General features: G+C 69.2%; 20 protein-coding genes. 11 read left to right on the plus strand and 9 right to left on the minus strand.

Annotation, left to right across the window (positions count from 1 at the left end):
* The first annotated feature begins 22 nt into the window (after positions 1-22).
* Complete coding sequence (locus tag ACK4SE_RS08165) at positions 23-2,278, plus strand: glycoside hydrolase family 3 N-terminal domain-containing protein (protein WP_409690990.1); 2,256 nt, start codon at positions 23-25, stop codon at positions 2,276-2,278.
* Positions 2,279-2,402: 124 nt separating this feature from the next.
* On the opposite strand, the gene ACK4SE_RS08170 is transcribed toward ACK4SE_RS08165, so the two are convergent.
* The gene (locus ACK4SE_RS08170; protein ID WP_409690992.1) at positions 2,403-2,765 is read right to left on the minus strand and encodes an ArsC family reductase; all 363 of its coding nucleotides are present in this window, start codon (positions 2,763-2,765) and stop codon (positions 2,403-2,405) included.
* Between the two features lie 98 nt (positions 2,766-2,863).
* Positions 2,864-5,008, minus strand: coding sequence for a TonB-dependent receptor domain-containing protein (locus ACK4SE_RS08175; protein ID WP_409690993.1), 2,145 nt, complete (start codon positions 5,006-5,008; stop codon positions 2,864-2,866).
* A gap of 195 nt (positions 5,009-5,203) precedes the next feature.
* Between ACK4SE_RS08175 and ACK4SE_RS08180 the strand changes: the two genes are divergently transcribed.
* The 6 genes from ACK4SE_RS08180 (at position 5,204) to ACK4SE_RS08205 (ending at position 10,858) form a co-directional block, all read left to right on the plus strand.
* Complete coding sequence (locus ACK4SE_RS08180; RefSeq protein ID WP_409690996.1) at positions 5,204-5,854, plus strand: PepSY-associated TM helix domain-containing protein; 651 nt, start codon at positions 5,204-5,206, stop codon at positions 5,852-5,854.
* 11 nt (positions 5,855-5,865) lie between these two features.
* Positions 5,866-6,378: a DUF2271 domain-containing protein gene (locus tag ACK4SE_RS08185; protein WP_409690998.1), complete on the plus strand. Its 513-nt coding sequence runs from the start codon at positions 5,866-5,868 to the stop codon at positions 6,376-6,378.
* Between the two features lie 19 nt (positions 6,379-6,397).
* On the plus strand, positions 6,398-7,201 hold the full coding sequence (locus ACK4SE_RS08190) for a DUF4198 domain-containing protein (RefSeq protein WP_409691000.1): 804 nt from the start codon (positions 6,398-6,400) through the stop codon (positions 7,199-7,201).
* Between the two features lies 1 nt (position 7,202).
* Entirely contained in the window at positions 7,203-8,207 is a 1,005-nt protein-coding gene (locus ACK4SE_RS08195; protein ID WP_409691002.1) for an FAD:protein FMN transferase, read from the plus strand.
* Entirely contained in the window at positions 8,204-9,544 is a 1,341-nt protein-coding gene (locus ACK4SE_RS08200) for a sulfite reductase subunit alpha (RefSeq protein ID WP_409691004.1), read from the plus strand. Before ACK4SE_RS08195 ends, ACK4SE_RS08200 begins: the two co-directional genes overlap by 4 nt.
* 108 nt (positions 9,545-9,652) lie before the next feature.
* The gene (locus ACK4SE_RS08205) at positions 9,653-10,858 is read left to right on the plus strand and encodes an acetyl-CoA C-acyltransferase (RefSeq protein ID WP_409691007.1); all 1,206 of its coding nucleotides are present in this window, start codon (positions 9,653-9,655) and stop codon (positions 10,856-10,858) included.
* A 25-nt stretch (positions 10,859-10,883) separates the two neighbouring features.
* Here ACK4SE_RS08205 and ACK4SE_RS08210 read toward each other — a convergent pair whose 3' ends face one another.
* The 7 genes from ACK4SE_RS08210 to ACK4SE_RS08240 form a co-directional block, all read right to left on the minus strand.
* Positions 10,884-12,113, minus strand: coding sequence for a serine hydrolase domain-containing protein (locus ACK4SE_RS08210; protein ID WP_409691008.1), 1,230 nt, complete (start codon positions 12,111-12,113; stop codon positions 10,884-10,886).
* A gap of 25 nt (positions 12,114-12,138) precedes the next feature.
* Entirely contained in the window at positions 12,139-13,017 is an 879-nt protein-coding gene (locus ACK4SE_RS08215; RefSeq protein WP_409691010.1) for an SDR family NAD(P)-dependent oxidoreductase, read from the minus strand.
* Positions 13,018-13,058: 41 nt separating this feature from the next.
* On the minus strand, positions 13,059-13,688 hold the full coding sequence (locus ACK4SE_RS08220) for a TetR/AcrR family transcriptional regulator (protein ID WP_409691239.1): 630 nt from the start codon (positions 13,686-13,688) through the stop codon (positions 13,059-13,061).
* Between the two features lie 118 nt (positions 13,689-13,806).
* Positions 13,807-15,378 carry an AMP-binding protein gene (locus tag ACK4SE_RS08225; RefSeq protein ID WP_409691013.1) on the minus strand — a complete coding sequence of 524 codons (1,572 nt, stop codon included), beginning with the start codon at positions 15,376-15,378 and terminating at the stop codon, positions 13,807-13,809.
* On the minus strand, positions 15,375-17,015 hold the full coding sequence (locus ACK4SE_RS08230) for a carboxylesterase/lipase family protein (protein ID WP_409691016.1): 1,641 nt from the start codon (positions 17,013-17,015) through the stop codon (positions 15,375-15,377). Before ACK4SE_RS08230 ends, ACK4SE_RS08225 begins: the two co-directional genes overlap by 4 nt.
* On the minus strand, positions 17,012-18,349 hold the full coding sequence (locus ACK4SE_RS08235; protein WP_409691019.1) for a spinster family MFS transporter: 1,338 nt from the start codon (positions 18,347-18,349) through the stop codon (positions 17,012-17,014). Before ACK4SE_RS08235 ends, ACK4SE_RS08230 begins: the two co-directional genes overlap by 4 nt.
* On the minus strand, positions 18,349-20,622 hold the full coding sequence (locus ACK4SE_RS08240; RefSeq protein WP_409691022.1) for a TonB-dependent receptor: 2,274 nt from the start codon (positions 20,620-20,622) through the stop codon (positions 18,349-18,351). Before ACK4SE_RS08240 ends, ACK4SE_RS08235 begins: the two co-directional genes overlap by 1 nt.
* Before the next feature lie 178 nt (positions 20,623-20,800).
* Between ACK4SE_RS08240 and ACK4SE_RS08245 the strand changes: the two genes are divergently transcribed.
* The 4 genes from ACK4SE_RS08245 to ACK4SE_RS08260 all read left to right on the plus strand — a co-directional run bounded on the left by ACK4SE_RS08245 (position 20,801) and on the right by ACK4SE_RS08260 (position 23,205).
* Positions 20,801-21,133, plus strand: a complete 333-nt coding sequence (locus tag ACK4SE_RS08245) for a hypothetical protein (protein ID WP_409691025.1) — start codon at positions 20,801-20,803, stop codon at positions 21,131-21,133.
* A 122-nt stretch (positions 21,134-21,255) separates the two neighbouring features.
* On the plus strand, positions 21,256-21,687 hold the full coding sequence (locus ACK4SE_RS08250; protein ID WP_409691027.1) for a hypothetical protein: 432 nt from the start codon (positions 21,256-21,258) through the stop codon (positions 21,685-21,687).
* A gap of 91 nt (positions 21,688-21,778) precedes the next feature.
* Complete coding sequence (locus tag ACK4SE_RS08255) at positions 21,779-22,417, plus strand: response regulator transcription factor (RefSeq protein WP_409691029.1); 639 nt, start codon at positions 21,779-21,781, stop codon at positions 22,415-22,417.
* Positions 22,418-22,452: 35 nt separating this feature from the next.
* Positions 22,453-23,205 (plus strand): hypothetical protein, encoded by a 753-nt coding sequence (locus tag ACK4SE_RS08260; protein ID WP_409691032.1) that lies wholly within the window; start codon positions 22,453-22,455, stop codon positions 23,203-23,205.
* The last annotated feature ends 2 nt before the right edge of the window (positions 23,206-23,207 follow it).

Raw genomic sequence — 23,207 nt, forward strand, 5'->3', positions numbered from 1 at the left:
CTGTGAAATGAGTGAGATCGCCGTGACAAGACGCACCCTGATGGCCGCCGGATCAATGGGCCTGGCTCTGGTCGCGGCGCCCCGCGCCCTCGCGCGCCGCGCCGACAGCCACCGCGAGCGCGTCGAGGACCTGATCGCCCGCATGACCCTCCAGGAAAAGGCGGGACAGCTGACCCTGTTCAACGATCCGTTCCGCTGGCGCCCCGGCAACGTCAACCCTGGGGACTTCGACACCGATCAGGAAAAGACCGCCCAGCAGATCCGCGACGGCCATGTGGGCGCCCTGTTCAACGGCATCGGCGCCGAGCAGGCCCGCTACGCCCAGCGTCTGGCGCTGGAGGAAAGCCGGCTGGGCATTCCCATGCTCTTCGCCGCCGACATCATCCACGGCCTGCGCACCACCTTCCCCGTGCCGCTGGGCGAGGCGGCGAGCTGGGATCTGGATCTTGCCGAGCGCACCGCACGGGCGGCCGCCGCCGAGGGCGGCGCCTCGGGCATCCACCAGACCTACGCCCCCATGGTCGACGTGGCCCGCGACCAGCGTTGGGGCCGCGTCGTGGAGGGTGCGGGCGAGGACGTGCTGCTGAACAAGCTGTTCGCCGCCGCCCGCACGCGCGGGTTCCAGGGCGACGATCTGGCCGATCCGCTCAGCCTGCTGGCCACCCCCAAGCATTTCGCCGCCTATGGCGCGGCCGAGGCGGGGCTGGACTACAACACCACCGACATGAGCGAGCAGACCCTGCGCGGGGTTCACCTGCCGCCCTTCCAGTCCGCGTTCGAGGCCGGCGCCCTGTGCACCATGAGCGCCTTCAACGACCTGAACGGCGTGCCCACCTCGGGCAATCACTGGCTGCTGACCGAGGTCCTGCGCGACGAGTGGGGCTTCACCGGCTTCGTGGTGTCGGACTACACCTCCGAGCGCGAGCTGATCGCCCACGGCTTCGCCGAGGATGACCGCGACGCCGCCCGCATCGCCCTGACCGCCGGCGTGGACATGTCCATGCAGAGCGGCATCTATCTGGCCCACATCCCCGATCTGGTCGAAAGCGGCGACGTGGCGATGGAGGTCCTGGACCGCGCCGTGCGCCGGGTTCTGATGACCAAGGCGGCGCTGGGTCTGTTCGATAACCCCTACCGCGGCGCCGATCCCGAGGTGGAGCGCCGCGTGGTGGGGTCCCCGGCGCACCGCGACCTCGCCCGCGAGGCTGGCCGCAAGTCGGTGGTCCTGCTGAAGAACGAGAACAAGCTCCTGCCCCTGCCGAAGGCGGGCAAGCGCATCGCCCTGATCGGGCCGTTCGGGGCGGACCGCTCCAACGTCTTCGGGCCCTGGTCCATCTTCGCCGATCGCGAGATGGGCGTGACCTTCGAGGAGGGCTTCCGCGCCGCCCTGACCGACGCGTCCCTGCTGACCGTGGTCAAGGGCTCGGATGTGGAGGCCCCGCTGGACGGGGGGATCGAGGCCGCCGTGGCGGCCGCGCGCGACGCCGACGTGGTGGTGCTGGCCGTCGGCGAATCCCACAACATGTCCGCCGAGGCCCAGTCGCGGGTGAACATCGTCCTCCCCGCCCCCCAGCAGGCCCTGGCCGAAGCGGTGGCCGCTGTCGGCAAGCCGGTCGTGGTCCTGCTCAAGACCGGCCGCGCGCTGGAGCTGTCCGGCGCGGTGAAGGACGCCGGAGCCATCATGGTCACTTGGTTCCTGGGGTCCGAGGAAGGCGCCGCCGCCGCCGACGTGATCTTCGGCGACCACGCCCCCATCGGCCGCCTCCCCATCAGCTTTTCACACTATTCGGGCCAGCAGCCGTACTACTACAGCCGCAAGGCCACCGGGCGCCCCGAACTGCCCGAGGAATCCGAGTACAAGGCCCGCTTCCGCGAGACCTCCAACACCGCCCTCTATCCGTTCGGCCACGGCCTCGGTTACGCCCCGGTCAGTTACGGCGAGATCGTGCTGGGGTCGGAGACCCTGCCGTGGGACGGCGAACTGACCGCCTCGGTCAGCGTCACCAACACCGGCGACCGCCCGGTGGACGAGGTGGTCCAGCTCTACGTCCGCGACCGCGTCGCCAGCCTGACCCAGCCCGAGCGCCTGCTGAAGGCGTTCCAGCGCGTCACCCTCGCGCCCGGCGAAACGGTCGAGGCCGCCTTCACCCTGACGCGTCAGGACCTGCTGTTCATCGGCCGCGACATGGCCCCGACGGTCGAGCCGGGCTGGTTCGACCTGTGGCTGGCGCCCAACGCCCAGGGCGGCCCGCACACGCAGTTCCGGCTGGTGCGCTAGGTCTGTCCCTATAAGCCGCTCTACATTGGTTCGGTGAGTTCAATATTCCCGTCACCCTCGGGCTTGTCCCGAGGGCCTATGGTGGCAACAGTTTCGACAGGTCGCTGCATCGCACCGGACGGATTTACAGGGACAGACCCTGGGCGAGCGCTGCCTCATAGATTTCAGGCTTGAAGCCCACGATCCGGCGGTCGCCCAGATCAAGCACCGGCCGCTTGATCATGGACGGCTGGGCCAGCATCAGGGCGATGGCCCTGTCCTGATCCAGATCCGCCCGATCCGCCTCCGGCAGCTTGCGGAAGGTGGTCCCGGCGCGGTTCAGCACCACCGCCCAGCCATGCTCGTCGCACCAGCGCTCCAGAGACGCGCGGTCGATCCCGGCCTTCTTGTAGTCATGGAAGGCGTAATCCACGCCCCGACCCTCCAGCCACGTCCGGGCCTTCCTGACCGTGTCGCAGTTGGGAATGCCGTAAAGCACGAGGGTCATGGCTGGCTCCGTCACGAATGCGATGTGGAGCGCGAGATAGGGGATCCAGCCACCGGATGGCCAGACCCCCGCACCTCAATGAGTGATGATCCTCCAGATCAAAAGTCCACGTTCACCGACAGCCACAGCCGGCGCGGCTCCTGGTTGTTGGCGTATTCCGGGGCATAGGTCACCGGCGAGCCGTAAGGCATGAGCCGCACGAAATCCTTGTCGAACAGGTTGTAGATCGTGGCGTTGACCGCGACCCGCTCGTTGACCTGATACGATCCGCCGACGTGGAACAGGCTGTAGGCCGCCAGGTCGCCCAGTTCGTCGCGCGCCTCCCCGGCCCCGCGATACCGCTCGCTGCGGTACTCTCCGCGCACCCAGGCGCTCAGGCTGTCCGTGACAGTCCAGCGCAGCTGGGCGTTCAGCATGTGCTCGGGCGTGTCGGTCAGGGGCAGGCCGGCTTGCGAGCCGGTCTTCTGCTCGCTGTCGGTGTAGGTGTAGTTGCCGCTGAGGGTCCAGGCGTCGCTGACGTTCCAGCGGGTCACGACCTCCAGTCCCTGGGTCACGGCCTCGTCGATGTTCACGCTCTGACCGAACTCGGCAATGGCGGTCCAGAACCCCACATCGACGCAGCCGTCGGTGGAATAGGCGCCCGCATCATAGTCCGCCCGGCTGATCCCGAAGGTGCAATTCGCCACCGGAACGCCCGAGGCGATCTTGTCCTCGAAATCGTTGCGGAACACCGTGGCGCTGGCCCGGAACGTCGATCCGTTGTCGAAATAGACGCCGAACTCATAGGCCGTGCTGGTTTCAGGGGTCAGGGTCGGGGTGCCGATGAACGGCAGCGTCCCCTGACGCCCGAACCCGTTGATGCCGGGGGTCAGTTGCTCCAGTCGCGGGGTCTTGTAGCCGGCGCTGACGCCGCCCTTCAGGGTCCACTGATCCGTGGCGTTCCACACCAGATAGGCGCGCGGGCTGATCTGGTCGCCGAAGTCGGAATGCTCGTCGTAGCGGGCTCCCAGCGTCAGGGCCAGGGCGTCGGTCAGACGCCACTCGTCCTCCGCGAACAGGGCCCACTGCTCAAAGGTGAAGTTGCCCGCCGCCACGCCGTCGGTCATCTCGGCGTCCAGATACTGGCCGCCCACCGTGAAGGTGTGGTTGCGCCACTGGGAATAGAGCTTGGTGTCGAACAGGGTGCTGGTGGTCTCCAGCAGACGGGACTCGCCCGCGCCCGGCACGCCGTTGGGAATGATCCGGCCAAGGGTCTCGGTGAAATTGTGCGACAGGGTGGATTCCAGGGCCCCGAACGGCAGGCTCCAGTCGTGGGCCAGAACATACTGTTCGCGGTTGAACTCGAGGAAGTCGTCGTAGCCCCCGGCCGTGGTGTTGGTCCCCATCTGGCCTTCGGCGTTGTCGTACCACTGGCTGGCCACGTCGGCGTCCAGCCAAAGGGTGTGGTTCGGCGCGGGTGTCAGGGTCAGGCGGGCGCCCGCGCTCCAGATCTCGAACGCCGTGGCGCTTCGGCCGAAGCCGGTCACGTCCACCTCATTGCCGTCCACGTCGCGGAAGGTCAGGTCCGAGTCTTCACGCTCGGAATAGCTGCCGCGCACCGCCAGACCCAGGGTGTCGGCGATCAGCGGGCCCGAGGCGTACAGATTGCCGCCATAGATGTTGCCGAACTCATCATCGCCCTGGATCGTGGTGTTGGCCGAAGCCGAGCCGCCCCACACATCCCCCACCCTGCGGGTGATGATGTTGACCACTCCACCCATGGCGTCGGAGCCGTACAGGGTCGCCACCGGGCCGCGCACAACCTCCACCCGCTCGATGGCCGAGACCGGCGGCAGGAAGCTGGTGGAGGTCTCGCCGAAGCCGTTCGGGGTCACGCTGCCGGCCGTGTTCTGGCGACGGCCGTCGATCAGGATCAGGGTGTAGTCCGAGCCCATGCCGCGGATGTTGATGGTCTGGCCGCCCGTCTTGCCGACACCGGAGCCGGTATCGACGCCTTCGATCGTGTTCAGCAGTTCGGCGATGGAGGTGGCGCGCATCTCCTCGATCTCCGCGCGCGGGAGCACGCTGATGGAGGCGGGCGCCTGGGTGATGCGCTGTTCGAAACCTGCGGCGGTCACCACCACCTCGTCCACCTGGGTCACCGGCGCCTCAGACGCCTCATCCGCCAGCGCCAGCCCCGGCGCGCACAGGGCGGCGGCCGCCGTCATCAGAAGGGTTCGAGACGAGAAACGGCGGTTGAACATTGGAGCGCCCCTGGGGAGAGAAAGTTGAGAACGGCTCTCATAAACAGGTGCAAACGAGACGCAACAAAATTGATAACGATTATCATATGAAATTTCGCAACAGCGTCTCGCCGTTGCAATAACCGCTCTTGCAAATCGTTCTCACTTCATGCCAATGCCCGAGAGCCTGTTCCCGCTTCGGATTTCCCTGCCTTAATGTCGACCCCCGCCACAGCCGCGCGGCCCGCCGCCGCCCTGAACGCCCGACGGTCGTTCTGGCTGAAGCAGTTGCACCAGTGGCACTGGATCAGCGCGGGGCTGAGTCTGGTGGGCATGATCCTGTTCGCGGTCACGGGCATTACCCTGAACCACGCCGCCCAGATCCCCACACAGCCCGTGACGGTGGAACAGACCGCCATCCTGCCCGCGCCCATGCTGTCGCGGCTGGAAGCCCTGGGCGTGGAGACCACCGATCCGCTGCCCGGCGCCGTGGCCCGCTGGCTGGACGGCGAACTGGGCGTGTCGACGGCTGGACGGCCTACCGAGACCATCGACGTGGAGGTCTATGTGGCCCTCCCCGCGCCGGGCGGCGACGGCTGGCTGACCATCGACCGGGCCACCGGCGACGTGCTGCACGAACAGACCACCAACGGCTGGATCGCCTACCTCAATGACCTGCACAAGGGCCGCAACACCGGCGCGGTCTGGGCGTGGTTCATCGACATCTTCGCGGGCGCCTGCGTGGTGTTCTGCCTGACCGGTCTGGCCCTGCTGTGGCTCCACGCGCGCGGCCGCCCGTCCACCTGGCCGCTGGTGGGGCTGGGGCTTCTGATCCCGCTCATCATCGCCCTCATCTTCATTCACTGACGAGTTCCATCATGCGCGTCCTGCCCCTCGCTATCGCCGCCGCCGGCGCCGCCGCCTCCCCGGCCATGGCCGCCGACCTCAACGTGTCGGTGGAGATCCCGCGCATCGCCACGGCCTCCTACCACCGGCCCTATGTGGCGGTGTGGATCGAGCGGGCGGACCGCACCTCCGCCGGCACCCTGGCGGTCTGGTACGACACCGCCCTGCCCGCGGGCGAAGGCAAGGACTGGCTCAAGGACATGCGCACCTGGTGGCGCCGCGAGGGCCGCGCCATGACCCTGCCCGCCGACGGCGTCTCCAGCGCCACCCGCGCCCCGGGTCGTCATAGTGTGACATTCAGCGGAACGCGCGGCCCGCTGCGCAACCTGCCCGCCGGCCAGTACACCCTGGTGGTCGAGGCGGCCCGCGAACTGGGCGGCCGCGAGGAGGTGCGCGTGCCCTTCCGCTGGGGCGCCGCCTCGCCCGCCGCCACCCAGCGCGGCTCGTCCGAACTGGGCGCCGTCACCGTTTCCGTCACCCGATAAGCTGTTCAGGATCACCGCCATGAAGAAGACCGCCTTCGCCCTCGTTGCCCTGGCCGTCGTCGCCGCCCCGCTGGCCGCCCAGGCCCACCGCGCCTGGATCGCCCCCTCGTCTACCGTGCTTTCGGGATCCGACGGGTGGATATCCATCGACGCGGGCATGTCCAACGGGGTGTTCATCGCCGACCACGCCCCCATGCGGCTGGACGGCCTGGTCATCACCGCGCCGGACGGCTCGGTCGTCTCCGCTGAAAACGAGCACCGGGCCCGCTACCGCTCCACCTTCGACGTGCACCTGACCCAGCCCGGCACGTACAAGATCGCCAACGTCTCGTCGGGCTTCTTCGCCAGCTACACCCTGGACGGCGAGCGCCAGCGCTGGCGCGGCGCGGCCTCCGAGTTCCCCGCCGCCCTGCCTGAGGGCGCCACCGAAATCGAGGGCACGGAGAACGCCAACCGCATCGAGACCTTCGCCACCCTCGGCGCCCCGACCCAGACCGTGTTCGAACCCACCGGCCAGGGTCTGGAGCTGGTCCCCGTCACCCATCCCAACGATCTGATCGTTGGCGAGGCCGGCCAGTTCCGCCTGCTGAACGACGGCGCCCCGGCCGCCAATGTGGAGGTCACCGTGGCCCGCGGCGGCTCGCGCTATCGCGACAATCCCGAGGAGATGACCGTCACCACCGACGCCGACGGCCTGTTCCAGATCACCTGGACCGAGGCCGGTCTGTACTGGGTCAACGCCTCGGTCCGCACCCCCGCCGGTGAAGGCCGCGCGCATGCCCGCAACGTGCAGTACACCGCCACCTTCGAAGTCCTGCCCTGACGTGAAGGCGCCGGACAACCGCGTTCTGATCCCCGCGCTGGAGCGGATTCCGGCGCGGCCGTCCGGCGCGGTGCTGGTGCTGACCGGCGAAGCCATGGGCACGTCGTGGATGGTGCGCGCGGTCGGCGATCCCGCCGACGGCCCGCGCCTGACCGCCGCTGTCCGCGAGGAGATCGCCCGGGTGGATGGGCAGATGAGCCACTGGCGTCCCGACAGCGCCCTGTCCCGCTTCAACGCCGCCGACAGGGGCTCGGCCCACGCCCTGCCCCAGCCCTTCGCCGAGGTGCTGGCCTGCGCCATGTCGCTGGCGGAACAGACGGACGGCGCCTTCGATCCCACGCTCGGCGCGCTGGTGGACTTGTGGGGCTTCGGCCCCCCGGGACCGCGCGCGGACGTCCCCGCAGACGCGGAGATCGACACCGCCCGCGCCGCCGGCGGCTGGCGGCGGCTTCAGCAGGACGCCGACGCCCGCTGGATCCAGCCCGGCGGCCTGCGGCTGGACCTGTCCGGCGTGGCCAAGGGCTTCGCCGTGGACGCCGTGTCCGACCGCCTGACCGCCGAGGGCGCGCCCCATCATCTGGCGGAGATCGGCGGCGAGCTGCGCGGCCACGGAATCAAGCCGGACGGTCGGCCGTGGTGGGTCGAGCTGGAGCAGCCAACCGGCCTGGACGGCCCCCGCATGCTGGCCGCCCTGCACGCGCTGTCCGTGGCCACATCCGGCGATCAGGTGCGGGTGTTCGAGCACGATGGCCGCGCCTTCTCCCACACCCTGGACGGCCGCACCGGACGCCCGGTCGACAACGGCGTGGCCTCGGTCAGCGTGCTGCACCCCTCAGCCATGCAGGCCGACGCCCTCGCCAGCGCCCTCACCGTCATGGGTCCCGACGCGGGCATCGCTCATGCCGAACGCAAAGGCCTCGCCGTGCGCCTGATCCTGCGCGGACCGGACGGACTGGAAGAGCGCTTCAGCCCCGCCTTGACCGCCATGCTGGATGACGTCTCATGACCGCCGATCCCATCCGCTGGGCGTGGGCGGCCGCAGCGGTCGTGCTCTGGCTGGCCCTGATCGGCCTGGTCGCCCTGCGCCGCGCGCGCAAGACCGGCGACACGCCTCCGACCGCCCCCGACGCCACCCTGGTGGTCTTCGCCAGCCAGACCGGGTTCGCCGAGGAACTGGCCCGCATGACCACCGCTGCGTTGAACGCAGGCGGGATCACGACCGCCCTGATCAGCCTCGGCGACCTCACCGCCGACCGCCTCGCCGCCGCGCCGCGCGCCCTGTTCCTCGTCTCCACCACCGGCGAGGGCGACGCCCCCGACTCCGCGCTCGCCTTCATGCGCCGCATGAGCCAGCGCGACCTCTCCGGCCTGTCGTTCGGCGTGCTGGCCCTTGGCGACAGCAGCTACCGCAGCTTCTGCGCCTTCGGCCGGGCCTTGGACGACTGGTTGCGCACGAACGCAGCCCGGCCCCTGTTCGACCGGGTCGAGGTGGACAACGGCGAGGTCGGCGCGATCCGCCACTGGCAGCATCAGCTGAACCGGATCACCGGCCGGACCGACGCCCCGGACTGGGCCCCGCCCGCCTACGCCCCGTGGCGGCTGATCAAGCGCGAGCGACTGAACGGCCCCGACAGCCCCGGCGAGGGCCTGTGGCGCATCGCGCTGGAGCCGCTCGGCGACCTGCCCGACTGGCGCGCCGGCGACATCGCGGAAATCGGCGTACCGTCAGCGCCCGGCCAGTCGCCCCACGCCCACCGGGAATACTCCGTCGCCTCCCTGCCCGCGGACCGGCGGCTGGAGCTGATCGTGCGCCTGATGCGCGGCCCGGACGGAGCGCCGGGTCTGGCGTCGGGCTGGTTGACTGAGACCTGCGCGATCGGCGCGCCGGTGGACCTGCGCATTCGCTCCAACAGCGCCTTCCATGGCCCCGAAGGCGCGCCGCCCATGATCCTGATCGGCGCGGGCAGCGGGCTGGCCGGCCTGCGCGCCCACATCAAGGAACGGCAGGCGGCGCGGTGCGGCGCCAACTGGCTGATCCTGGGTGAACGCCACCCCGCCCACGACCGCATCCTGACGCCCGAGCTGGAAACCGGGCGCGCGCTGGGAACACTTGAACGGCTGGACCGCGTCTTCTCTCGCGGCGCCGGGGGCCGGTACGTTCAGGATCATCTGCGCGATCAGGCGGATCTGGTGCGCGACTGGATCGCCCGGGGCGCCGTCATTCACGTCTGCGGCGCCGTGGCCATGGGCGCCGCAGTCCACGCCGCCCTGGCCGAAATTCTGGGCGCGGAGAGCCTCGACGACCTGACCGCCCGGGGCCGCTACCGGCGCGACGTCTACTAGGCCGCGAAAGCCTCGATTCCCGCCGCCGAATCCCGCTTTTCCGGTGGTTCGCGCGGGCGGGGCGTGATCAACTACGGTTACAGTCCCGAAGCCATCCAGAGAGCCGCCATGTCCCGCGAAGCCGTCATCGTCTCCACCGCCCGCACCCCCATCGGCCGGGCCTATCGCGGCGCTTTCAACGACACCCAGCCGCAGCACCTGGGCGCGCACGCGGTGCGCCATGCGGTCGAGCGCGCGGGCGTCGATCCGGCCGAGATCGAGGACGTGATCATGGGCGCGGCCTTGCAGCAGGGCCCCACCTCGCCCAACATCGCCCGTCAGGTGGCGCTGGCCGCCGGCCTGCCCGCCAGCGTCGCCGGCATGAGCCTCGACCGCCAGTGCGCCTCGGGCCTCATGGCCATCGCTACCGCGGCCAAACAGGTCATGGTCGACGGCCAGCAGGTGGCCGTCGGCGGCGGGCTGGAGAGCATCTCGCTGGTCCAGAACCAGCACATGAACGTCTACCGGATGAAGGACGAGGCGCTGCTGAAGCTGTCGCCCCACATCTACATGTCCATGCTGGAGACCGCCGAGGTCGTGGCCGAGCGCTACGGCGTCTCCCGCGAGGCCCAGGACGAATACGCCCTGCAGTCGCAGCAGCGCACCGCCGCAGCCCAGGCGGCCGGCTATCTGGACGCCGAGGTGGTCCCCATGACCACCACCATGCAGGTGCAGGACAAGGCCACCGGCCAGGTCTCGTCGAAGGAAGTCACCCTGTCGAAGGACGAGGGCAACCGCCCGGAGACCACGCTGGAGGGCCTGTCCTCCCTCAAGCCCGTCTTCGGCGGCGGCGAGAAGATCGAACAGGGCCGCGTCATCACCGCGGGCAATGCGTCCCAGCTGTCGGACGGCGCCTCGGCCTCGGTGATCATGGAGGCGAAGGACGCGGAGCGGCGCGGCCTGACGCCCCTGGGCGCTTATCGCGGCATGGCGGTGGCCGGCTGCGAGCCGGACGAAATGGGCATCGGCCCGGTCTTCGCCGTGCCGAAACTGCTGAAGCAGCACGGCCTGACCGTGGACGACATCGGCATCTGGGAGCTGAACGAGGCCTTCGCGGTGCAGGTCCTGTATTGCCGCGACAAGTTGGGCATTCCCAATGACCGGCTGAACGTGTCCGGCGGCGCCATCTCCATCGGCCACCCCTACGGCATGTCCGGCGCGCGCATGACCGGCCATGTGCTGATCGAGGGCAAGCGGCGCGGCGCCAGATACGGCGTCGTCACCATGTGCGTCGGCGGCGGCATGGGCGCGGCCGGGCTGTTCGAAATCTACTGAGAGCGACCGGCGGGCCCCGGCCGGCTCAGGCCCCGGCCAGCGCCTGATAGATCAACGGCCGCAGGGCGTCGCGCGAGGGCGCGGCGCCGGCGGGCATGACCTGGGTCATCATCGTCACCGACAGTCCGAGCCCGGGCGTGGCCCAGAACCCGGTGCCCGCCGCCCCGCCCCACGCGTATTCGCCGGTCGAGCCGGGCCCTGACCCGTCGTCCAGGCGGGTCACCCCGCCCAGCGCCTGCCCCATCCGGCCGTCCAGCCGCCCGCCGTAGAACTGGCGCAGCCGCGGCTCGATGTGATCCTGCGGCCCCCACGGCGTCATCATCAGCCGGGCGGAGTCCGCGCTCATGATCCGGATCCCCTCCATGGCTCCGCCCCCCGCCAGCATGTCCGCGAACCGCCCGTAATCCGCCAGCGTCGAGACCAGCGCCCCGCTGCCTGAATCCGCCAGCGGCCGGCGCAACGGGCTCAGCTCGGCGCCGGAGACGACCCGCGTCAGCCGGTCCTCGCCCGCCGTATAGAGCCCCGCCAGCCTGTCGGCCCTGTCCTCGGGCACATAGAAGCCGGTGTCGGCCATGCCCAGCGGGTCAAAGATGCGGCGCTTGAGAAAATCCCCCAGCCGCTCGCCGCTGATCCGTTCGATCACCAGCCCGGCGATATCCAGCCCGTAGCCGTACAGCCAGTCCGCCCCCGGCTGATGCTCCAGCGGCAGCTCGCCCAGCCGCCGCGCGAACCCGGCCAACCCGCCGATCTCCGGGTCGTACATCCAGGCCGCGGCGGTGAGGCCCGCCTGCCGGTACAGCGGCGCCACGCGCGCATCGCCCCAGCTGTTGGCCAGACCGCAGGTGTGAGTCAGCAGATGACCCACGGTCATGCCCCGCGCCGGGACGCGCGCGTTCCCCTCGCCCAGCACCTGAAGATCGGCGAACTCCGGCACGATCCCGGCTACCGGCGTGTCCAGCGTCAGCGCGCCGTCCTGAACCAGCAGAACCGCGCCCGCCGCCACCACCGGCTTGGTCATGGAATAGATGCGATAGATCGACTCCGGCCCGATGGTCTCAACGCCGGAGATGTGCGTCTCGGCCAGCACCCGTCCCCCCAGCGCTACCCGCAGGGAGGCGAACGGCAGTTCACCCTGCGCCACGAACTCGCGAAGGCGGGCCACCACCGGATCGAGCGCGTCCGAGGCCCGGGCGGAACCGGCGGCCAGCCCGGCGAAGGCGGCCCCCGAGATCATCAGCGTGCGACGGTCGATCATGGCGGCCTCCTGTGTCTGCCCGGCGTCAGGTCGTGGACGCGGCCACGACGCTCTGCACCTCACGCTCGGCCTGGGTGAAGCCGTAGTTCGGGACCAGCGCGCCGGTCTGGTCCGACACCGCGTCCCACGCCGCGATCAGGCGCTCGCCCGCATCGTCGCCGCCACCGATGTAGCGGCCCTGGCTGAGGGTCACCGTAGCCGTGGCGAAGTGCCCGGCCCCGGCGCAGATCACCGTGCGCGTCGGGGCGTCGTCCACCACCAGCGGCAGCAGGGCCGGGCTGACCAGCGCCGGGTCCAGCGCCTTCAGCGCCGCCTCGGGCAGGATGTCCGCCGTCATCTGGGTCGCGGCCGTGGGGGCCAGACAGTTGACCCGGATGCCGTACTTTTCGCCCTCGATGGACAGGGTCTGCATGAAGCCCACCAGCGCCATCTTGGCCGCGCCGTAGTTGGCCTGGCCGAAATTGCCGTACAGGCCCGAGGACGAGGTGGTCATGACGATGCGGCCGAACTGCTGCTGGCGCATCTGCTCCCACACCGCCTTGGTGCAGATGGCGGCGCCCATCAGGTGCACGTCCACCACCAGACGGAAGTCGGCCATGTCCATCTTGACGAAGCTCTTGTCGCGCAGGATGCCGGCGTTGTTGATCAGGATGTCGACGCGGCCCCACGCCTCCACCGTCTGACTGACCATGGCGGCCACGGCGGCCTCGTCGGTGACCGAGGCCGCCACGGCCAGGGCTTCGCCCCCCGCTGCGCGGATTTCCTCGGCGACCGCATCGGCCGCGTCCTGCGACAGGTCATTGACCACGACCTTTGCACCCTTGCGCGCCAGATACAGCGCATGCTCGCGGCCCAGCCCCCCGCCCGAACCCGTAACGATCGCCACACGCCCTTGAAGCGCCATGTCCAACTCTCCTGTCATCGGTTTGAATTCTGCGCGCAGGCTCAGCCGGCCGCGCCCTTGTTGGTCTTGCAGATCGACATGAAGCCCGCGGCCATGAAGCCGGCCATGCGGTCCTTCACCGCCTCGAAGTCGTCCGAGTTGCACCGCCCGCCGGACAGCCGGTCGATCCGGCCCGTGCGGGCCAGGGTCAGCATCAGCGCGCCGGTGACGAAGTGGTAGCCCCAGAAGATGTCCTCCTCGGCGCAGTCCGGCAGGGCCTTCTTGAGGATCTCCACCAGCCGCAGCACCAGCGGATCGAAATGCAGGTCGAACAGCTCGGCGCCATAGGTGGTGTTGGACACCTGCGCGCCCAGGGCGCCGTAGTTCTTCCAGTTCTCGCCGCCCTGGCTGTAGAGGTCCAGATCGGTGTCGAGGAACGCCCGCAGCGCGCCCTCCACCGTGGGCTTGCCCCCGCAGGCCGCCTCGTACGCGTCCAGCGCCTTCATGCGCAGGCCGCTGGTCACGCCCGCGCGCCGTCCGATGACCGCGTCGAACAGGGTCTTCTTGTCGGTGAAATAGTAGTTCAGCAGGGTGTGGTGGACGCCGACCTTCTGGGCCACGTCCTTGAGCGTCACCCCGTACAGACCGTGCACCGAAAACAGGTACTCGGCCGCGTCGAGGATCTGCTCCATCTTGTCGGCGCGCTGCTGCTCCTTGACCGGGCGCTTGCGCGGCTTGGGCCCAGGGCGCACGACCGCGTCGCGAGGCTTGGCCTCGGCGACCGCCGCAGCTTTGGTCTTCGTCTTCGGCTCAGCCGCCATAGTCTACTCGCAAACGCATCTTGTCGATCTTGCCCGTGGGGGCCAGCGGCATCTGGTCCAGCCGGATGACCGCGTCGGGAATCCACCACGGGGCGACCCTGTCACGCAACGGCGCAAGCAGGGCTTCGTCGCTTATGGTGTCAGATTCCCGCGTCTGGACCAGAAGAATGGGCCGTTCGCCCCATTTGGGATCGGAGCGGGCGATCACGGCGGCCAGGGACACCTCGGGATGTTCGCTGACCACGGCCTCGATCTCCGCCGGATTGATCCACTCGCCGCCGGACTTGATCAGGTCCTTGGCCCGGCCGGTGATGATCAGGTCGCCGTCGGGGCTGATCCGCGCCAGGTCACCCGTGGCGAACCAGCCCTCCGGATCGGTGGCGCTGTCGGTCTCGCCGAAATAGCGCTGGACCACCGCGGCCCCGCGCACCTTCAGGTGGCCTTCCACGCCCCGCTGCTCCGGCAGCGCCCGCCCGTCCGCATCGGTCAGCAGCAGGTCGACGCCGATGGCGGGACGGCCCGACTTGTGGGCCGCGCGATCCGGGTCGGTCGGTCGCGCCACCGTGCCGGACGGCGACATCTCGGTCATGCCCCAGCTGGTCTGGACGGTGACGCCCAGCCCCCGCTCGATGCGCTCCATCAGCGCCGGCGCCAGCGGCGCGCCGCCCACCACGATCCGCGTCAGCGACGGGGTCTGGCCGCCGGTCGCCTCCAGATGCTCCAGCAGCGCCAGCCAGACCGTGGCCACGCCCACGCCCACGGTGGCGGCCTCCGCATTGATCAGGGCGGCGAGGCTGGCGCCGTCCAGATAGCGGCCGGGCAGGATCAGCCGCGCGCCCACCGCCGGCGCCGCGAACGGCAGGCCCCAGGCGTTGGCGTGGAACATGGGCACCGCCATCAGGATGCCGTCGTCGGCCGTGAACGCCATCACATCCGCCTGCAGCACCCGCAGCGTATGCAGGAAGCTGGACCGGTGGGTGTAGGTCACCCCCTTGGGCGCCCCGGTGGTGCCCGAGGTGAAGCACAGGCCGCTGGGCGCAGTCTCGTCGAACGCGCCCCAGACCACCTCGCCCTCGGCCGTCTCGATCATGGGCTCCAGCAGGTCGCCCTGCTCGTCGCGCCCGTCCCCCGCGTCGATCACCAGCACGCGCTCGATCAACGGCGCGCGGGCGGCAATGCGGCGGGCCAGCGGCGCCAGATCCGCCCCTGCGATCAGGATGCGGGCCTGCGACCGGGTCGCCATCTCGGCCAGCTGCGCCTCGGTCAGGCGCGGGTTCAGCGTATGGCACACCGCCCCCATGCCCATGACCGCGTACCAGGTCTCCACATGGCTCTGGGTGTTCCAGGCCAGGGTCGCCACCCGGTCGCCCGCACGGACTCCAAGCCCTTCCAGGACGCTGGACACACGTCGGCTGCGGGCCCTCAGGCCCCCGTAGCCGATACGCTCACTGGAACCATCGCCCCGCGCCGTGATCACCTCGACCCCGGGATGCCATTTGGCGGCATGATCCAGGAACCGGTCGAGGGTCAGCGGGAAGGCCTGCATCTCCCCGTCGGTCATGGGCAGTCCGCTGCTGCAGGGAGCGGCGGCGAGGCGACGCCCACGTTCCAGTGCCACGGCAGGTCGCCCTGAACGCGGCGGCGGCAGACCACCTCTTCCACAAGTTCGAACATGCCCGGCATCAGATGCGCGCCCGGAACCGGCGTCTGGTCGAAGGCCATGTAGGCCCGGTCCTCGCCGTAAGCCCGCCAGTCCGGCTGGCCTTCCGCCACAGGAACCCCGTCCCGCGCGAAGCTGACCCAGTAGCCCAGCATGGCGTCGGACAGTCGAGCTTCCACATCCGTCTCCGGAATCGCCGGCCAGTGCGGCGGCGTCCGGTCCCCGCCCCCGAAGACATAGGGAATCTCGCTGGCGTGGAAGGCATGCAGCCCCGCCGCGTCGGCCGCCGGACAGCTGTGATTGAAATAGTACAGGAACGACGGCTGGCCCTGCGCCGTCTGGCTGCGCACCAGCCGCTCGGCGGTCCAGCCGTACATGGCGTCCCGGGTCGTCGCCAGCATGGCCTCGTCCAGATCGCTGGACGGGTAACGGGCCAGCATGTCATCCGCCAGGTCGCCGTAGGCCGCCCGGATGGCCGCCTCATAGGCTTCCGCGCTTGCGGGCTGAGGCGGCAGCAGGAACCGCAGCGAGCGGATCTCGCCATCGTTGAACCCGGCCAGGATCGGCACAGGCGCCGCCTCACCCCGCTCGAACGCCGCCACCGGCTGGGCCGGCAGCACATGGCCGTCAACATTGCCCAGCGGCAGGAAGCCGGACATGGCCGCGCCGACCGTCAGGGCCTGCGGGTCCATGGCCCTCAGCCGGGCCAGTCCCCTCACCTCCAGCTGACGGCTGAGCGCCACGCCCGCGTCCTCGGCCGACGGCGTGCCGTGCACTGTCTCGCGCAGGGCGGGGGTGGAGATCATGTAGGCGCTCTGGGCCACCGCCTTGTGGAAAAGGCCGTGGGCCTGCGGCGCGGCCATCAGATACATGACCGACAGGGCGCCGGCGGACTCGCCCGCGATGGTGACGTTGTCCGGGTCGCCCCCGAAGGCGGCGATGTTGCGCTGGATCCAGCGCAGGGCCTCGATCTGGTCCAGCAAGCCGTAGTTGCCCGACACCCCGTCCGGCGACTCTGCGCTGAGGTCTGGATGGGCCAGATAGCCCAGCACGCCCAGACGGTAGTTGAGGGTCACCACCACCACGCCCTCGGCCGCCATGCGCGCGCCGTCGTACATGACCTCGCTGCCCGATCCCCCGGTCAGGGATCCGCCGTGGATCCACACGAACACCGGGGCATTCTCCGCGTTCTCGGGCGTCCAGACATTCAGCGACAGGCAGTCCTCGCTCATGGCCGGCGGTTCGGCGGGCGCATAGATGCTGCCCGGCCGCGAGGGCGGCTGGTGACAGGCGGGGCCGAACTCGGTGGCGTCGCGCACGCCGTCCCAACTCGCCGCCGTCACCGGGGCGCGCCAGCGCATCCGGCCCGTCGGCGCCTCGGCGTAGGGAATGCCGCCGAAGGCGGCGACGCCGTCCAGCGCCTCCCCCCGCACCGACCCGGCCGGGGCCTGCACCACCGGCCTGTCATGGGCCGACGCAGGCGCCGCCGTCAGCAGGGCGGCCAGCCCCGCCATCATGCACAGAGTGGACCGGATCATGCCGCAACCTCCTTGGATTGGGATTGCTGCCTCAGCGCTCTGGCCAGCCACAGGAACAAGCCGATGGCCAGAAGGTAGAACGGCGTCAGGGTGTAGAAGGCCAGCTGAAGCGAGTTCTCCGGATTGGTGCGGGCGAAGAAGTCACTGGCGAAGCCCAGATAGGTGGGACCGAAGCCCAGCCCGACCATGTTCATCACCAGCAGCAGCAGGGCGCCGGCCAGCACGCGCTGATCGGGGCGCACCTCCTCCTGCACGAGCGTCACCGCCGGAGACAGGTAGAAGTAGTTCAGCCCCATCGGCAGCAGCAGGAACATCAGGGCCAGTTGCCAGCTCGGGGCCCAGATGAAGCCGATGAACAGCGGCGCCGCCAGGGCGAGACCAATGGCTGGGACATAGCCGTAGGCCGATTTCCAGCGCCGGGCGAACAGGTCGACGAGACGGCCCGAGACCAGCATTCCGGCGCTGGCGCCGAACAGCACCACAAGGGCGTACCAGACAGCCACATCCTCCAGCGTCATGCCCTTCTCGCGCATCAGGAACAGAACCGCGAACCCGAGCAGGGCATAGGTGATGAACTGGGTCGCGGCGCAGGCCAGCGCGCAGCGCAGCAGCACCGGATCGGTGAAGAACATCTTGCAGGTGGCCCAGAAGCCCGGCCTGACCTGCGCCGCGGCCGGCCCGGCCTGCGGGACCGTCGTCTCGGCGGGCGCGATGTCCAGCCCACCCTTCTTCGGCTCGCGCACGAAGAACCAGATGACCACTGCGGTGAGCACGCCGATGACGCCGACCCAGATGAAGGCGAAACGCCACGAATAGGTCGAGGCGATCGAGGCCCCGAAGGCGACGCCCAGGGCCATGCCGATGGGGGGCCCCATGTTGAACAGGCTCAGCGCCGTGCCTCGCGAACCTGGCGGGAAATAGTCGGAGATGATCGCATAGGATGGCGGCACACCGCCGGCCTCGCCGACACCGACGGCCATGCGCGCCAACGCCAGCTGCGGATAGCTGGCCGCCATGCCACAGGCGGCGGTCGCTGCACTCCACAAACCGCATGCGATAGCCAGCACCTTGGTACGGTTGGTCCGGTCCGCCAGCCAGCCGACCGGGATCGCCAGGAAGCAATAGAACAGCGCGAAGTAGAAACCGGTCAGGAGCCCCAACTGGCCGTCAGTGACGCCCAGTTCATCCTGGATCGGCTTGGCCAGAATCCCCAGCAACTGCCGGTCCAGAAAGTTGAGCACATAGACGAAACACAGGATCGCCAGCACGACCCAGGCCCGAAGCCCCGGACGCGCGGCCGGCGCGCCCGGGACGGTGGAGGTCGAGATCGCCATCAGAACGCATACCCCAGGCGCACGCCCACGGTGCGGGGCCGGTTCACGCCGTACTTGCCGTCAACGAAGGCCTCGGGATGGACGTAGTTGATGGACCGGTCGTCGAAGAGGTTCTCCACATAGGCCGCGACCGTGACCTGATCGAAGGCCACGGCGAAGGCGCCGTTCACCACGGTGTACGCCTCCGTCCAGTCATAGGTCGGACTGACCACGCCAGGCTGGCCGGGCGTGTTGGGGAACGAGCCCGGGTAATCGCCCACATGGATCACCGACAGCGAGGCGTTGGCCTCGGCGCTCTGGAAGAGGTCGAAATTGTAGTTGATCAGCAGGGAGCCGCTGAACCGCGGCCCGGCCAGACGCGCGCCCAGAACCGCACCGGAAATGGCGGCTTCCTCGGCCGACAGATCATCCACCTCGGCGTCGTTGAGCGCGCCGTTCAAAGCCACCGTCCAGCCGTCGGCCGGAATGGCGCGGAACTCGAACTCGATCCCCCGGCTGTAGGCGCCGCCGATATTGGTGGCGAACTGCACCTGGTCCGACACCCGGTTCGCCTGCACCTGAATGTCGTTCCAGTCGATGTAGTAGAGCGCCAGATTGGCGGCCAGACGGCCGTCCATCCAGGTGCCCTTCAGCCCTACCTCGTAGCTGATCAACTCGTCGGAGTCGGCGCCCAGGGGAATGATCAGGTCGGTGGGATCCAGCGTACTGACCGCCCCGCCCCGGGCGTTCACAATCGGCCCGCGGAAGCCGGTGGCCACCGTGGCGTAGGTGGTCAGCGACGGGCGTGGACGCCACGAAATGCTGGCGCGATACGACGGGCCGGTCTCCTCGGCCTTGACGCCGGGGCCCGACGCCACGGGAACAATGGTCACCGGCCCGGGAATGCCGAACAGGGCGTTTGTCAGATAGTTGCTGTTGTAGCCGCCCGGGCTGGTGAACCCTTGGGCGTCCGTGCTGCCATAGCGTAGCCCGCCGGTGATCCAGAGGTCGTCGGTGAAGCGGTAGGTCAGCTGACCGAACAGGGCCTTCTCGTGCGAGATGAAATAGCTGTGCCAGCGCGCATAGTACTCGTCTGGCAGGCCGGTGATGCCTCGCGCCGCCAGGAATTCCGGCGTGGAGCGATAGTTGTAGCCCACGTCCCGGCGCTTCTCGAAATAGAAGCCGCCCAGCACCCAGTCGAACCGTCCGCCGGGATCCGAAACCAGCCGCATCTCCTGCACGAAGGTCTCGTCCCAGGCGTCGGCGTCCAGCGCAAAGCGGATCGCCTGGCCGAAGGTGCCGGCCAGATCCACATAGAACTGCCCGTCGAACTCCGACCACGTCGACGAACTCGTCAGACTCGCGCCGTCGAACTGATAGTCCAGCGTCAGATTGTAGTTGGTCATGACCCCCGTGAACCGGTCTGGGCGATCCGACCGGCGCGTGTCCTCGCCAAGCGTCGGGTTGACCAATGAGGAGTCCTGCGGCTCGCTTTCCTCCTGCGAGTAGCGCAACTGGACCGACAGACGGTCCGTAGGCTCCCACAGCAGGGTGGCCCGGCCGCCCCAGCTTTCCAGGCTGTTGGAGTTCTCGATGCCCGTGCCGATGTTGTCGATGTAGCCTTCCTCGTCCCGCAGGAAGCCGACCACGCGCAGGGCCAGCCTGTCCTCGACCAGCGGGATGTTGACCATGCCGTTGTAGCGCTGGCGCAGCGAGTCCGACCCGGTGACGCCGATATCCGCCAGCACCGACGCCTCGAAGGCGTTGGGGTTCGGCGACTGGGTCAGGATGCGCAGGGCCCCGGCCAGCGAGCCCGAGCCGAACAGCGTCCCCTGCGGCCCGCGCAGGAACTCGATCCGCTCCACGTCGTAGAGACTTGGATCGAGAATGGTGGAGTTGCCGTTCGACGAAATCGGCAGCTCGTCGATATAGATCGCCACCGTGCTCTGCAGATTGGCGCCATAGCCGTTGGTGGCGATACCGCGCGCGGTGAAGTTGTTGAAGTTGGCGCTGGCGCGATTCAGCACCACGCCCGGCGTTTCATTGGCCAGTCCCTCGTAGCCGACGATGCCCTTTTCGGTCAGTTCTTCCTGCGACAGGGTGGTCAGGCTCAACGGCACGTCCTGAAGCCGCTCGGCGCGGCGGGTGGCGGTCACGATCACTTCCCCCACCGAGGTGACCTCCCGTTCCTGCGCCTCGTCATTCCGGTCGCCCGGAGCCGTCTGGGCCTGCACGGGCTGCCACGCCCCCAGGGTGGCGACGGCGCAAGCCGACGCGAGAAGTATCGCCCTCATCTCATTTCCTCCCTCGGCGTCGCTCGTGAATGGCGACGCTCTCGGAGACGGAGTGGGACATGGTTCCGCCATCCTGTCAACATTCACTCTCACGCGCGTGAATGTTGCAGCGCCCTCAAGCTCCTGCCGCCTGGCAACCGCCCCGCCGTGGAGATCGTTCGGGACGAAAGGAGGATCCATGGCCGAAACCCCGGAAAACCCCAGCCTGCCGCAGCCCTATCTGATCCACATCGACCACCCCGCCGAGATCACAGTCCCGGCGGACGGGGTCTGCCGGCTGGCCGACGGCCTCTATCTGGTGGTCAGCGCCCTGACCCGCTCGCGCCTCTATCACCGCATCAAGCGCCAGCTGCCCCCCGACACCGCCTTCCTGGTCGCGCCCCTGGCCGACGCCCCCAAGTTCAAGGGCATGTCCCCCGGCGCCCTGACCTTCACCCGAAGCGTCTGGCCGCCCGACGCCGGCCAGGGACCGTCCGGGCGTCGCCGGGACCTCCGTAGAAATACCGGATAGAGGGCGCGCCGCATGCGCCCTATCCCTTGTGCACGCCTGATTGCGAGGCGTCCGCGTCCCACGCCGCACGGCGCCTCGCCATCGACCCCACACCAAGGGCCCTTGCCGACGGAGTGACGTCAATGCGCATCCTGACCCTTCTGATCGGCGTCTCCGCCGGGGCCTACATGATGCTGCGCTTGACGACGGCCATGCCGGACCCGGCCCGGTCGTGTCTCCCTGATCTGGTTTGCGCGGTCGGAGAATCGCTGTCGACGCCCGCTGAGCCGTCCCGCCCCGGATTGCGTGTGGTGGTGTACGATCCGGTCCTGGAGCCCCGTGAGCGCCCGGGTGTAAGCAGGACCACCGATGACCTCGCCTGGCGCTCCGACGACGTCGTTACTGGGCATCTGGCCGTTGCCCGGACAGAAGCGGACTCGCCCTCCGGGTTCCGGATCCTCCCAATGGGACAACCCGGCGCGCGCGGTGTCTGCGCCGCGTTCGACGGACGACGGCTGCACTGCCTGGCGCTTCTGAATCCGCCGTTCGAGGAAAGGCGCGCAGTCCCTCGATAAAGGGCGTAAGGTCAGGGGGTGGCCATCGCCTGGCCCGCGCCCCCACCGGCCAGCCTTCGGCTGACTGACGAAAACGGCCCCCGGGATCGAGATGCTGTCTGATCGCTGCGTGCATATCGTCGAGGCCGACGCCGACGCCGACGATCGTGAGCGCGGCGCCCTCCTGCTGCGCGCGGCCGGCTATGACGTCGAGGCCCATGCCTCCGGGCGCGCCTTTCTCGACAGCCAGCCCGATCGCAAACCCGGCTGCATCCTGCTCGACATCCGCGTTCCCGAACCGGACGGGCTCGCGGTTCAGGACGAGATGCTGTCCATGGGCGCGGTGATGCCCGTCATCGTCTTCACCGGCGATCAGGGCCTTGATCTCGCGGTGCGGGCGATGAAGGCCGGGGCCCTGCATTTTCTGGAAAAGCCCTACGTCGGCGACGACCTTCTGAATATGGTGGCCGAGGCGTTCGAAAGGCTCGGCGCCAGCGAGGCGGACGCCGACCGCAAGGCCGTCGCCGAGGCGCGCCTGGCTCTGCTATCCCCCCGGGAACTGCAGGTTCTTGAAGGCATGATCGAGGGCCTGCCCAACAAGTTGATCGCGCACCGCCTGGGCCTCAGCATCCGGACGGTGGAGACCTACCGCAACAACCTGATGGACAAGCTTCAGGCCAGAAACCTGTCAGCCGTGTTCAGGCTGTGGTTCGACGCGAAGCGCGAGGCGCCCGAGCCCGCGGAACCGTAGAACTACCGTATCTGATACCTCCGCCCGGCGGGTTATTGTTCGCCGCAACAGTAAGGAGGCTCGCCATCCCTGCGCTCCGCGCCACGCCGTCTTTCCAGCACGGGCTCGTCCTGATTGTCGGCGCGCTCGCCGCGACCCTGCTCGGCGCCGTGGCGGCGCTGGAGTTCGACCGCCTCATCGCTCTCGGACGCTGGCTGACCCTGCCGGTCGGTCAGGAAGCCCTCGTGAACGCTATGGTGACCGCGGGCCTCACCGGCTTCCTCGTGTGGGTGGCGTGTGTCCTGACGGTCAGGGCCATCAGCGCGGCGGCGCTCCGGCCCTATCACAGGCTCGCGGATCGCCTTGAACGTCTGGTCGATGGCGAAACCGACGATCTGGCCGATCTGCGCGGCCCCATCGTGGACGTCCGCCGGCTGGCGCGCGCCGTGTTCGTCTTTCAGGACCGGCTCGAGGAAAGCCGGCGCGCCCACGCCTTGCTCCAGCGGCGCTATGACGCCCTTTATCAGGAGCAAGCCGCCGAGCGTCGCCTGCTGCTGGATCTGCTCGTGGGCCGCACAGCGGCCAAGGCGACCCCATCACCGACGCTGGACCCTGAGCCCTCACCGGATTTCGATCTGCCCCCGCCGCCGCGCGAGCCGATAATCGTCGCCAACTCCACGCCGCCCGGGGCCTCGCTCCACCTTCTGGGTCCGCTGCACCCGCCGCCTCCCCCGATGCAGACAACGCCCTCCGTTCAATTCCGTGCGCCTGACCGCAGCCGCATCAACATCGCCTTCACCAGCCACTGACG

The organism is Brevundimonas sp., from assembly GCF_046293315.1.
GTDB lineage: Bacteria > Pseudomonadota > Alphaproteobacteria > Caulobacterales > Caulobacteraceae > Brevundimonas.